12 protein-coding genes are annotated in these 12,416 nt (G+C 63.5%); 6 read left to right on the top strand and 6 right to left on the bottom strand.

Translation table 11 applies throughout. From position 1 onward, the window contains the following. From AK81_RS24970 to AK81_RS24945, 6 genes are all read left to right on the top strand, one after another. On the top strand, positions 1-390 hold a 390-nt coding region (locus AK81_RS24970; RefSeq protein ID WP_043203553.1), incomplete at its 5' end, for a thiamine pyrophosphate-dependent enzyme. Between the two features lie 195 nt (positions 391-585). After that, positions 586-1,137: a UPF0149 family protein gene (locus tag AK81_RS24965; protein ID WP_043203552.1), complete on the top strand. Its 552-nt coding sequence runs from the start codon at positions 586-588 to the stop codon at positions 1,135-1,137. 151 nt (positions 1,138-1,288) lie between these two features. Further along, positions 1,289-1,918: a glutathione S-transferase family protein gene (locus AK81_RS24960; RefSeq protein WP_043203549.1), complete on the top strand. Its 630-nt coding sequence runs from the start codon at positions 1,289-1,291 to the stop codon at positions 1,916-1,918. A 27-nt stretch (positions 1,919-1,945) separates the two neighbouring features. After that, positions 1,946-3,982 carry a pyridoxamine 5'-phosphate oxidase family protein gene (locus tag AK81_RS24955; protein WP_043203547.1) on the top strand — a complete coding sequence of 679 codons (2,037 nt, stop codon included), beginning with the start codon at positions 1,946-1,948 and terminating at the stop codon, positions 3,980-3,982. 170 nt (positions 3,983-4,152) lie between these two features. Continuing rightward, positions 4,153-5,049, top strand: coding sequence for a LysR family transcriptional regulator (locus AK81_RS24950; protein ID WP_043203545.1), 897 nt, complete (start codon positions 4,153-4,155; stop codon positions 5,047-5,049). A 157-nt stretch (positions 5,050-5,206) separates the two neighbouring features. Further along, a complete protein-coding gene (locus tag AK81_RS24945; RefSeq protein WP_043203542.1) occupies positions 5,207-6,502 on the top strand; it encodes an MFS transporter in 1,296 nt (431 codons plus the stop codon). 133 nt (positions 6,503-6,635) lie between these two features. Here AK81_RS24945 and AK81_RS24940 read toward each other — a convergent pair whose 3' ends face one another. The 6 genes from AK81_RS24940 to AK81_RS24915 form a co-directional block, all read right to left on the bottom strand. Further along, positions 6,636-7,505: an aldose 1-epimerase gene (locus AK81_RS24940; protein ID WP_043203539.1), complete on the bottom strand. Its 870-nt coding sequence runs from the start codon at positions 7,503-7,505 to the stop codon at positions 6,636-6,638. 24 nt (positions 7,506-7,529) lie between these two features. Continuing rightward, complete coding sequence (locus tag AK81_RS24935) at positions 7,530-8,453, bottom strand: EamA family transporter (RefSeq protein ID WP_043203536.1); 924 nt, start codon at positions 8,451-8,453, stop codon at positions 7,530-7,532. A 157-nt stretch (positions 8,454-8,610) separates the two neighbouring features. Further along, positions 8,611-9,891 carry a TRAP transporter large permease gene (locus tag AK81_RS24930; protein ID WP_043203534.1) on the bottom strand — a complete coding sequence of 427 codons (1,281 nt, stop codon included), beginning with the start codon at positions 9,889-9,891 and terminating at the stop codon, positions 8,611-8,613. Then, entirely contained in the window at positions 9,892-10,419 is a 528-nt protein-coding gene (locus AK81_RS24925; protein ID WP_043203531.1) for a TRAP transporter small permease, read from the bottom strand. Between the two features lie 66 nt (positions 10,420-10,485). Continuing rightward, positions 10,486-11,457 carry a TRAP transporter substrate-binding protein gene (locus tag AK81_RS24920; protein ID WP_043203529.1) on the bottom strand — a complete coding sequence of 324 codons (972 nt, stop codon included), beginning with the start codon at positions 11,455-11,457 and terminating at the stop codon, positions 10,486-10,488. A 64-nt stretch (positions 11,458-11,521) separates the two neighbouring features. Beyond that, a complete protein-coding gene (locus AK81_RS24915) occupies positions 11,522-12,403 on the bottom strand; it encodes a glucurono-1,5-lactonase (protein WP_043203524.1) in 882 nt (293 codons plus the stop codon). Positions 12,404-12,416 lie beyond the last annotated feature (13 nt).

Raw genomic sequence — 12,416 nt, 5'->3', positions numbered from 1 at the left:
CACCTGGTACACCCGGACCGCCCGGTGATCTCGGTATGCGGCGACGGCGGCTTCATGATGAACAGCCAGGAGCTGGAAACGGCAGTGCGCCTGGGCATGCACATCACCGTGGTGATCCTGCGTGACGATGGCTACGGCATGATCCGCTGGAAGCAGGCCAACATGGGCTTCACCGATTTCGGCCTGGACTACGGCAACCCGGACTTCGTCAAATACGCCGAAGCCTACGGTGCCAACGGCCACCGCGTAGAAAGCGCCGAAGCCCTGCTGCCGCTTCTGGAACACTGCATCAAGACCCCAGGCGTGCACGTGATCGACTGCCCGGTCGATTACAGCGAGAACGACCGCATCCTCAACAGCGAGCTGCGTGAGCGCGCGCTGGCGGTGTAACCCCCTACAGGCCGGTGCCGTCCTGTTGTAGGAGCAGCCTTGTGCTGCGAAGAGGCCCGTACAGCTGACAGTGATGTGTCGGCTGTGCGGGCCTCTTCGCAGCACAAGGCTGCTCCTGCAAAGACCATGCAAACCTTCCTGGCGCAGCAGCATGTGCTAGGGTGCACACACTTTTGCTTCCCAGGATTTTCACCCATGCTCCCCGCACTCAGCGACAAAGAACTCGATCGCCTCGAAGACCTGCTGATCACCTACGGTAACGACTACTCGGTACTCAACCTGGCCGAGCTCAATGGCTTTTTCACTGCGCTGGCCAGTTCGCCGGTCACTGTCTTCCCGGAGCAATGGTTGCCCGCAGTGGCCGGTGGCAAGGTGCCGAAGTTCAAGAAGCCCGCGCACGAAGAAGCGTACACCGCGTTGATGCTGCGTTATGCCAACCAAGTGGCGGAAGAACTGGGTGACAACATCGACCACTTCGAGCCGCTGTTCGAGGAACGCGATGGCGAGGAAGGTAGCGTGATCGTCATGGAGGAGTGGTGCTTCGGCTACATGCGCGGCACCCAGATTGCCGGTTGGGAAGCGTTACCGCCGGAGCAGGACCAACTGTTGAAAGCCATTTCCCTGCATGGGCTTGAAGATAACTTCGAGCTGCTGGACCAGATGAGCGAAGCCGATATCCAGGCCTGCGTTCCGCAGGTGGTCGAAGCTGCGCGTGGGCTGTTCAGGCATTTCAACAAGCTGCACTAGCCTGATACTTCCCAGCTAGCGCAAGTTTTGGAAACCATTATTCCGCCCCGCGAAATTATGGTTTCCCCTGCGCACTGATTCTGCTGCCAAACGATTCAGTGCAGCATGTGCTCCACCAGCCCATTTCCGGTGCTGACCAGGAGCCAAGCCCATGTCGAACCCGATCAAGCTCTACAACTTCCCCAAGTCTGGCCACGCCCATCGCATCGAGCTGATGCTCTCGCTGCTGAACCTGCCCACCGAGCTGGTGTTCGTCGACCTGGCCAAAGGTGCTCACAAGCAGCCGGATTTCCTGGCCCTCAACCCGTTCGGCCAAGTCCCGGTCATCGATGACAACGGTACGGTGATTGCCGATTCCAACGCCATCCTCGTCTACCTGGCCAAAAAGTATGACAACGCCACCTGGTTGCCCGAAGAGCCTGCTGCCGCTGCCCGTGTGCAACGCTGGTTGTCGATTGCTGCCGGCCCGCTGGCCTTTGGCCCCGCTGCCGCGCGCCTGGTGACTGTGTTCGGCGCAGCGTTCAACACCGACGAAGTCATTGCCCGTGCCCACACACTGCTCAAGGTGATCGACGCCGAGCTGGCCAAGCTGCCATTCCTGGCGGGCAGCACGCCCACCATCGCCGACATCGCCAACTACTCGTACATCGCCCATGCCCCCGAAGGCAACGTGTCGCTGGAGCCCTACGCCAACGTGCGCAGCTGGCTGGCAAGGATCGAGTCGCTGCCGGGCTTCGTGCCCATGCCACGCACTGTGATCGGGCTGCAGACCAGCGCCTGACACCCCGCCATCGGGAGGAACGCCGCCATGCAACAGACCCCGGACCACCGCCCCTCGCCCTGGCATGCGGGCGAGAAAACCCTGCAGGAAAAGGTCGGTGTAGCAGAGCGCATGGAGGCGTTCGGACAAAAGGTCATTCGTGACCACATGCCCGACCAGCACCGCATGTTCTATCACCAGCTGCCGTTCATGATCGCTGCCAGCGTCGACGCCCTGGGTCGGCCTTGGGCCACCCTGCTGGAAGGGCCAGAAGGTTTCGTCAGCTCGCCCGACCCCCGCGTGCTGACGATCGACACCACGTTGCCTGCAGATGATCCCGCCACCCCGGGGCTGGTAGCCGGGCAGGCGGTTGGCCTGCTGGGTATCGAACTGCACACCCGTCGGCGTAATCGCATCAACGGGCAGATCCGTCAGGCTGCGCAAGGGCAACTGCAGGTGAGGGTGGAGCAGTCGTTCGGCAACTGCCCGCAGTACATCCAGTTGCGTGACTACACCCGCGTCACCGAGCCCGCCCAGGCGCGTGTCGATGCGACAACACTGGATGCCACAACCGTCAGCATGATCCAGGCCGCCGACACGTTCTTCGTCGCCAGCTATGTCGAGCAAGGCGACGGCCAGCGCTCGGTGGATGTCTCTCACCGTGGCGGCCGGCCAGGGTTCGTCAAGGTCCAGGGCAATCGGCTGACCATTCCCGACTACGCGGGCAACCTGCACTTCAACACCTTGGGCAACTTGTTGGTGAACCCGCGGGCCGGCTTGCTGTTCATCGACTTCAGCAACGGCAACGTGCTGCAGCTGTGCGGGCGTGCCGAGGTGCTGCTGGACAGCCCGGCCATCCAGGCCTTCGAAGGTGCCGAGCGGCTGTGGACGCTGGAGGTCGAGCAGGTGGTGTGGCGCCCGGCTGCGGTTTCCCTGCGCTGGGCCTTCAAGGAGTACGCACCGACCAGCCTGATGACCGGCACCTGGGCCGAAGCCGACGCACGCCTGCAGCAACGCCAGCGGCAGCGCCAATGGCAGGCCTGGCGTGTGCTGCGGGTGGAGCAGGAGAGCCGCGATATCCGCTCGTTCTACCTTGAGCCGCCCAGCGATAGCCGCGTGGTCTTTGCGCCAGGGCAGCATATTCCGGTGCAAGTCCAGGTTGGTAATGAAGCCTCGATGATCCGTACCTACAGCTTGTCGAGCGCACCCTCCGATGGCTACCTGCGTATCAGCGTAAAAGCACAAGGGCCTGTATCTCGACACCTGCATGCGCACATCGCGCCAGGTGATGTGCTTGATGTGCGCCCGCCTATGGGCAGTTTCACGCTGGATGAGCAGGGTACGCGCCCGCTTGTGCTGATTGGCGCGGGCGTGGGTATCACGCCGTTGCTGGCCATGCTGCGTGAGCAACTGAGCAAAGGGCAGGCACGGCGCATCCACCTGTTCCATGGCGCTCGCAGCCTGGCCGATCTGCCATTCGGGCAGGAGCTGGCGAGCTTGCGGTACCAGGCCGGCGGCTTGCTGCATGTTCATCGCGCCCTCAGCCAGCCAGAAGACCATGCCGTGGCCGGGCAAGATTACGAGTTTGCCGGCCGGCTGGGCATCGAGCAGGTCAAGGCGACGCTGGCGCTGGACGACTACGATTTCTACCTGTGTGGCCCGGGCAGCTTTACTCAGGACCTGTATGAAGGGCTGCGCACGGTGCATGTGCCGGATGCGCGGATTCACGCTGAAGCCTTTGGCCCGTCGACGCTGCGGCGGCACACGGATGCAGGCCAGCCCACCTTGCAACAGCCGCCTGCGGCCAGCGAGCCAGTTCCGGTGTACTTCGCGGCGTCGGCCAAGGAAGCGCGCTGGGCACCAGGCAGCGGCACCCTGCTGGAACTGGCCGAGGCTCGCGGGCTGGCGCCGGAGTTCAGTTGCCGGGGTGGGTCGTGCGGTACCTGCAAGACCAGGCTGGTGAGCGGCCAGGTGCATTACCCGAACCCACCGGCAGAGCTGCCGGAGGCGGGATCGGTGTTGATCTGTTGTGCTGTGCCGGCGCGAGTGGAGGAGGGGATACAGGCGCTGGTGCTGGACATCTGACACGCCTGCACTGGCCTCATCGCCGGCAAGCCAGCTCCCACAGGGATTGCACATGCCTTGAGGTCGATGCGCTCGAGGTGGGAGCTGGCTTGCCGGCGATGAGGCCGGTACAGGCAGCACAAAACTGCTGGATATCCGATAATTCCCACTCCCCGATGACAGGAGCCCGCATGGACCAGATCCACCTGATGAAGGTGTTCGTCGCCGTAGGTGAGCTGGAAAGCTTTGCCGCTGCCGCCCGCCGCCTGGACATTTCCCCGGCGGCGGTCACCCGGGCCGTCAGCGCCCTGGAGGACCAGCTCGGGGTCAAGCTGCTGCTGCGCACCACCCGCAGCGTGCGCCTGACCGAAGCCGGCGGCCGCTACCTGGAAGACACCCGGCATATACTCGCCAGCATCCACGAGGCCAACGAAGCGGCTGCCGGCATCAACGCCACCCCCAAAGGCGAGCTGGCAGTGACCGCGCCGATTCTGTTCGGCAAGAAATTCGTCATGCCGTGCATCGTCCGCTACCTGCAGCAGTACCCAGAAGTCGATGTGTCCGCCTACTTTCTCGACCGCGTGGTGAACATGGTCGAGGAGGGCATGGACGTGGCCGTGCGCATCGGCCCGCTGCCCGACTCCGGGTTGAAGGCGTTGCGGGTCGGCAGGGTGCGGCGCATGTTGTGTGCCTCCCCCGAGTACCTGGCGCGCCATGGCGTGCCGAAGCATCCCTCGGACCTGGCCGACCATGCGGTGATCGGTACCACCAACCTCTCGCCCCGTGCCGGTTGGCGCTTTGGGGTGACAGAAGAACCAACCCTGGTGCGCATGAAGCCGCGCCTGACGGTGACCAGCAATGACGGGGCTATCGCTGCCGCCACTGGCGGACTGGGGATTGCCCGCCTGTTGTCGTACCAGGTGGCAGATGAGCTGGCCAGTGGGCAGTTGGAGGTGATTTTGGCCGAGTACGAAGAGGCGCCCTGGCCCATTCATGTGTTGCACCGCGAAAGCAAGTACGGCTCGGCCAAGGTCAGGGCCTTCATCGACATGCTGGCACAGGCACTGCGGGCGCAGCAGTTGGATTGAGATCGTACAACGAAAGGGGAAACATCCAGAAATAATAAGTGTTGTACGACGACCTATGACGTGGCAATCTTTCGCCTGAAACAATTTGTCGCAAATAGCCCTGCCGGCGTTTGGGCCAATTGCTCGCCACTCTAAAAACAAGAAATTCAGGTGATCCATGAAGATGAAAGGCATCCGTTGGTGGATGGTCAGCCTTGTCACGGCCGGGCTCGTCGTCAACTACCTCGCCCGCAACACCCTCTCGGTGGCCGCCCCCACCTTGATGACCGACCTCTCCATCAGCACCGAGCAATACGCCAAGATCGTTGCCAGTTGGCAGGTGTGCTACGCCCTCATGCAGCCGGTTGCCGGCTGGTTCATCGACTTCATCGGCACCAAGCTGGGCTTTGCCGTGTTCGCCATGGCCTGGTCGGTGGCCTGCGCCGGCGCGGCCCTGGCCACCGGCTGGCAGAGCATGGCCTTTATGCGAGGGCTGCTGGGCATGACCGAAGCCGCAGGCTTGCCGGCCGGGGTCAAGGCCACCACCGAGTGGTTCCCGGCCAAGGAGCGCTCGGTGGCGATCGGCTGGTTCAACATCGGCTCGTCGCTTGGCGCCTTGCTGGCGCCGCCACTGGTGGTGTGGGCGATCCTGCACAGTGGCTGGCAGCTGGCATTCGTGATCGTTGGCGTCTCCGGTATTGTCTGGACCCTGCTGTGGATGCTGTTGTACAAGCACCCGCGCGACCAGAAGCGGCTGAGTGATGAAGAGCGCGACTACATCCTGGCCGGCCAGGAAGCGCACTTCAAACAGGACAGCCGCGAGAAAGGTGCGTGGAAGCGCATCTTCAAGGCCCGTAACTTCTACGCCATCGCTTCGGCGCGGATTCTCTCCGAGCCGGCCTGGCAAACCTTCAACGCCTGGATTCCGCTGTACCTGATGACCGAGCGGCACATGAACATCAAGGAAGTCGCGATGTTCGCCTGGCTGCCGTTCCTGGCTGCCGACATCGGTTGTGTGTTGGGCGGCTACCTCAGCCCGCTGTTCCACCGTTACTTCAAGGTGTCGCTGTTCACTTCGCGCAAGATGGTGCTGGTGTTCGGTGCCAGTTGCATGATCGGCCCAGCCTGCATTGGCCTGGTGGAAAGCCCGTATACGGCGATCCTGCTGCTGTGCATTGGCGGGTTCGCCCACCAGACGTTGTCGGGGGCGCTGTACTCCATCACTTCGGACTCGTTCAGCAAGGACCAGGTGGCCACGGCGACCGGCATGGGCGGCATGTGCGGATACCTTGGGGCAGCGGCGTTTACCTTGGTGTTCGGGGTGCTGGTTACGCAGATTGGCTACAGCCCGCTGTTCGTGGTGCTGGCAGCGTTCGATATCGTCGCAGCGGTGCTGGTGTGGAAGGTGGCGCGGGAGGTGCGGGGTGAGTCTTCCGTCAAGCCAATGGCGAGCTCGACCGAGGTACTTGCATAAGGCTTGAGAATTTGGGGCCGCTTTGCGGCCCATCGCGACACAAGGCCGTTCCTACAGGGAATCGCGTCTCTTCTGTAGGAGCGGCCTCGTGTCGCGATGGGCTGCGCAGCAGCCCCTGTTTCAGGCAACGCAATTACAACGCCTGATACTGCATCCTGAACCCCAGGTTCATCGCTTCCCCCCGCTTCAACAGACGCAACCCCGGTCGCCCCGGCAGGTGATGCGCATTGACCGGGTGGCTCACCGGCTCAAAGCAGAAAAAGTCTTGCCCCTGCGGACAAAACAGCAAGTAGTGCTCGGCCCCGCTGGCACTGCACGCCAGCCGGTACCCGGCACCAGGCTGCTCGATCACGCATTCCCCCGGCCAGCCACTGAAGGCATGGTCGACTACCGTCTCTGGCAAATGCCCAATGGTATTGAAACACCACTGCTCAGGCACCTCGGCCAGGTAAGACGGCAACCGCCCATCCTCGGCCAGCCATACCTTGCGCGCCACTGCGTACAGCCTGGTATCGGGATAACGCGGGAAGTAGGGATGCAAGCCCAACCCATACCAGGTAGCCGGCTCATCCAGGTGTGTCACATGCAGGTCCAGGTTCAGGCACCCCTCATGCAAGTGCACATCCAGTATGGCCTGGTAGGCAAACGGCACTTCACTGTGCAGCGTCAGGCGCGCGCGTCGCTCGCTGTGGTGCTCCACCTGCCAGGCCTGCTGCCAGGCGCTGCCATGAATCGGGTAGGGGCCGTGCGCGGTATTGGGCGCCAGCGCCTGCCACCCTTCCGGCCGGGCAAAGCCCCCCTCGGCAATACGGTTGGACCATGGCGCCAGTGGGTAACAGGCCAGGCGTCGGGGCGTACCACTGGCCAGCGCGGCCGGGTCAGAATGGCGCAGCAGCGCTTGCCCGGTCGCTTTCACTTCCCAGTTGACCAGGCTGGCGCCCAGTTCCGGCGCCAGGCTCAGGCGGGTCAGGCGGTCTTGCAGGTGCAATTCGGTCACAGCCATTCAAGGCTCCTTTCACATGAACAATCAACTGGCCCGACGGTAGGTGAGCAGCACGATGCCGCACACCACCACGGCGCCGCCGAGTAATTGCAGGGTGCCGAGCTGCTGACCGAGCAGGGCCCAGCCCAGCAGCAGCGTGGCGATGGGTTCGACGTTCATCACCGGTGCGTTCTGCGCCATGTTCAGCCGTGGCACACACACGAACAGCAAGGTGAAGGCCAGGCCATACAGCACCACCAGGCTGGCCAAGGCTACCCAGCCAGCGCTGCTGCCGGGCAGTGACAAACCGGACGGCATCACGCCGCTTGCGCCTGCAACCAGCATGCTGGAGAACACGATCAGCAACGTCAGCAGGCTGCGTACAGGGCCGCGCACGGCAGCCAATTTGTGGTCGGTGATCCACAAGGCGCAGGCGAAGGCACAGGCAGCGCCGAAGGCCAGGCTTACCCCTAGCGCCCAGTGCGGGTTGGCCGCGCCACTGTCGGCCAGGCGTGCCGGCACATCCAGCGCCAGCACCAGGCCGCACAGGATCAGGCCCATGAACAGCACGGTGCGGCCGGTGGGGCGTGCGCCACCCAGCGCCCAGGTGAGCAGCGCCAGCAGCATCGGGAAGGTGTTGCCCACCAGCAGCGCCAGGGCCACCGGAATGCGCGCCACCGCCGAGTACAGGCACAGGCTTTGGGTGGCGATCAGCAGGCCGAGCAGCAGCTGCCAGCGCCGGGTGCCTGCAGGCAGGCCCAGCGCCTGGCGTTGCCATAACAGCAGGCAGGCCAGCACCAGCAAGGTGATGCCAGAACGGCAGAGAATCGCCAGCAGCACGCCGGTGCCGTCATCGAAGGCGATGCGCGCGGCGATGTGGTTGCCAGCGAATGAGCAAGCCAGCAGGGCGAGCAGGGCGATTGCCAGTTTGCGCGGGAACAGGGGAGCAGCAGAGGAGGGGACAGCCATGTGCAGGATCCATTTGCAGGTAGGGCCAAGGGGGCTGCTTTGCAGCCCATCGCAGGCAAGCCAGCTCCCACATGGATGGCGCAGCCTTCGAGCCTTGCGCGGTCCCTGTGGGAGCTGGCTTGCCTGCGATGGGCCGCAAGGCGGCCCCCGATTTCAGTTAAAGCACTACGCTAGGCAGCCACAGGGAGATGGCCGGAATGTAAGTCACCGCCATCAGCACCAGGAACAGCGCCAGGTAGAACGGCAGCAGCGCCTTCACGGTCGACTCGATACTCACCTTGCCAATGGCCGAGCCCACGAACAGTACGGCGCCCACCGGCGGAGTGATCAAGCCGATCCCCAGGTTCACCAGCATGATCATGCCGAAGTGCACCGGGTCCACACCGATACCGTTGATTACCGGCAGCAGAATCGGCGTGAGGATCAGGATCAGCGGCGCCATGTCCATCACCGTGCCCAGCAGCAACAGCATGAAGTTGATGCACATCAGGATCACGTAGCGGTTGTCCGACAGGGTCAGGAACGCCGTGGTGATCTTCGACGGGATCTGCATCAGCGTCATCACGTAGCCGAAGCTGGCGGCAAAGCCGATCAGGATCATCACAATGGAGATGGTCCGTACCGTGCGGTGCATCAGCTTGGGCAGGTCGCGCCACTTGTAGTCGCGGTAGATGAACATGGTCACGAAGAATGACCACACCACCGCCACGGCTGCCGATTCGGTCGCGGTGAACACACCCGACAGGATGCCGCCGAGGATGATGACCATGGCCATCAGGCCCCACAGCGCTTCACCGGCAATTTTCAACGCCTGGCGCAGCGGGATCACTTCGCCCTTGGGGTAGTTGCGCTTCCTGGCGAAGATCAGGCACAGGCCCATCATCACCGCGCTCAGCAGCAAACCGGGCATCACACCCGCCATGAACAGCGAAGCAATGGATACCGTGCCGCCCGCCGCCAGCGAGTACAACACCGAGTTGTGGCTGGGCGGGGTCAGCAGCGCTTGCACCGAGCCACTGACGGTCACGGCGGTGGAGAACTCGCGCGGGTAGCCTTTGCGCTCCATCTCCGGGATCAGCACCGAGCCCACCGAGGCGGTGTCGGCCACCGACGAGCCGGAAATCGCACCGAAGAAGGTCGAGGCCATGATGTTGACCAGCGACAGCCCGCCGCGCACGAAGCCCACCAGCACGCCGGCAAAGGCCACCAGCCGTCGAGACATGCCGCCTTCGGCCATGATCGCGCCGGCCAGTACGAAGAACGGAATGGCCAGCAACGAGAACTTGTTAACCCCACTGGCCACCTGGATCATCATCGCCTGGAGCGGGATGTCGATCCACCAGGCGCCGATCAGCGCCGACAGGCCCAAGGCATAGGCTACTGGCATGCCCAGCAGGATGAGTGCGATGAAACTGCCCAACAGAATGAACGCATCCATTTATGCCGCTCCTTCGCTTTCTTCTACATGGTCGAAACGCACCACCTTGCGGTGGCTCTGGTCGCCCAGCAGGAGTTTTTCCAGCACAAAGACCAGGGTCAGCACGCCACCGATCGGGATCGGCGCATAGGTCATGCCCACCCGCACACCCGGCAGGGATGCCAGAAACTGGTTCCAGGTGGTGATGCACAACTTGGTGCCGTAGTAGGTCATGAACACGCACACCAGAATCATCAGTACCTGCACCAGTAGCGCCACCAGCTGGCGCTGCAGGGGGGGCAGGCGGTCGGTAATCATTGCCACGGCCATGTGTGCCCCGGCCCGGTAGCTGGCGGCGGCGCCGACGAAGGTGAACACCACCATCAGCAGGATGGCCACCGGCTCCGGCCAGCTGGCGCCGGTGCCGAGCACGTAGCGGGCGAAGATGCCCCAGGGGATGATCAGCGACATGGTCAGGATCGACAGGCCGGCGATCCAGATGCAGCCGCGGTACAGGGTGTCGTTCGCACGCAGGAAAAGGTTTTTCATGGGCATCACCAAAGCGGCAGGGCGACGGGCGCCGCACTGCCGAGGTCGTTCAGGAAGGGGCCGCAGTTACTGGACGGCGTCGATGCGCTTCATCAAGTCGGCATACTGCGCGCCGTATTTCTCACGTACCGAGGCGGTGGCGTCGTAGAACGGCTTCTTGTCCACGCTGATGAACTCGACACCCGCGGCCTTGAGTTTCTCTTCACTGGCGGCGGACTTGGCGTCCCACAGCGTGCGTTCTTCCATCTGCGCTTCACGCGCGACCTTCTTGACCATCGCCTGCTGCTCGGGGCTGAGCTTGTTCCAGGTGGTCTTGGACATTACTACGGGTTCCGGCAGGATCAGGTGGCCGGTCAGGGTGTAGTACTTGGCGCTCTGGAAGTGGTTGTGCTCAAGCAGGGTAGGCGGGTTGTTCTCGGCGCCATCGATCACGCCCGTCTGCAGGGCGCTGAAGATTTCCCCGGTGTCCATGGCGATGCCGTTGCCGCCCATGGCGTTCATCATGTCGATGAACAGCGGGTTGCCCTGCACGCGAATCTTCATGCCCTTGAGGTCCTCCAGGCTGCGTACCGGCTTTTTCGTGTAGATGCTACGCGAGCCGCCGTCCATCCAGGCCAGGGCCACCAGGTTGAAATCGGAATTGGTGATCTTGTCGAGGATCTCCTGGCCGATCTCGCCGTCGATGATCTTGCGCATGTGGTCATGGTCACGGAACACGAACGGCATGTTGAACACGTTCACGTCCGGCACCACCGGGCCGACGATCCCCAGGCTGACGCGGGTCATCTGCACGGCACCGATCTGCGTCTGTTCGATCACTTCCTTTTCCGAGCCCAGCACACCACCGGCGAACATCTTGAAGGTGATGTCGCCGTTGCTGGCCTGCTCGAGCTTTTTGCCCATGTTCTGTTCGGCGACCACGGTCGGGTAGCCTGCCGGATGGATTTCGGCGAACTTGATGTCCAGTGCCGAGGCGGGCATGGACAGGCTGAAGGCAAAGGGGAGTGCGGCAAGGAGCAGCTTGCGTTTGAAGGTCATGATGAAACTCCGTGGTTTTTATTATCTGGTTTCGTGTGTGCAAGTGTGGGTGCGGCAAAGAGCGTCAGCCCCGGTAGGCAGGTTCCTCCAGGCCCCTGGTGCCAGGGTGGAGGGCAAACACCCCGCCAGCCAGGGGCTGGTCGCTGAGGTCTGTGCCTGCGGGGCGGATCGAGGTGACGTACAGGGTGTCCAGGCTGGCGCCGCCAAAGGCGCACATTGCCGGCTTTTTCACCGGCACGTTAAGTGAGCGGTCCAGGCGGCCATCCGGGGTGAAGCGGTGCACCTGACCGGCGTCGTTGCCGCAGATCCAGTAGCAGCCGTCCTGGTCGATTGCCGCACCATCGGGGCGCCCGGGGTAGCCGCGCATGTCGACGAACAGCCGCTTGTTGTGCGGCGTGCCGCTGTCGATGTCGTAGTCGAAGGCCCAGACCTTTTGCACGTTGGGGTGCGAGTCGGACAGGTACATGCGTGTGCCGTCGGGGCTGAACGCCAGGCCGTTGGGCACGATCATGCCGTCTTGCTGCAGGTGCAGGTGGCCTTCTCCATCGTGCCGGTACAGCGCCCCCACGTGGGCACCTTGCTGCATGTCCAGCAGCATGGTGCCGGCCCAGAAGCGGCCCTGGCGGTCGCAGCGGCCATCGTTGAAGCGCATGCCGCCCTGGGCGTGCGGCACGCTGCTGAGCAGGCGGCTGTCAAGGCTGCCGTCGGCCTTGGCCTGGAGCTGGAAGATGCCGCTTTCCATGCCGGCGACCCAGCCCTGACCGCTGCGGGCGATGCAGGCCAGCATCTCGTCGCCCTGCCATATCTGGTGCTTGCCGTCACTCGCCTGCCAGCGGTGCAGCTGGCGGGCGGGAATGTCGACCCAGTACAGGGCCTGTTCGCTGGGGTGCCACACGGGGCTTTCGCCGGTGCCGTTGCGCGCGTCGACGATCAGTTCGCAGTTCATGGCCGTGCCTCCT

It is taken from the genome of Pseudomonas putida W15Oct28, from assembly GCF_000708715.2.
GTDB classification, from domain to species: Bacteria; Pseudomonadota; Gammaproteobacteria; order Pseudomonadales; family Pseudomonadaceae; genus Aquipseudomonas; species Aquipseudomonas putida_R.
The sequence above is the reverse complement of the archived record's forward strand: the minus strand, read 5'-3'. Positions and strand labels throughout refer to the sequence as shown.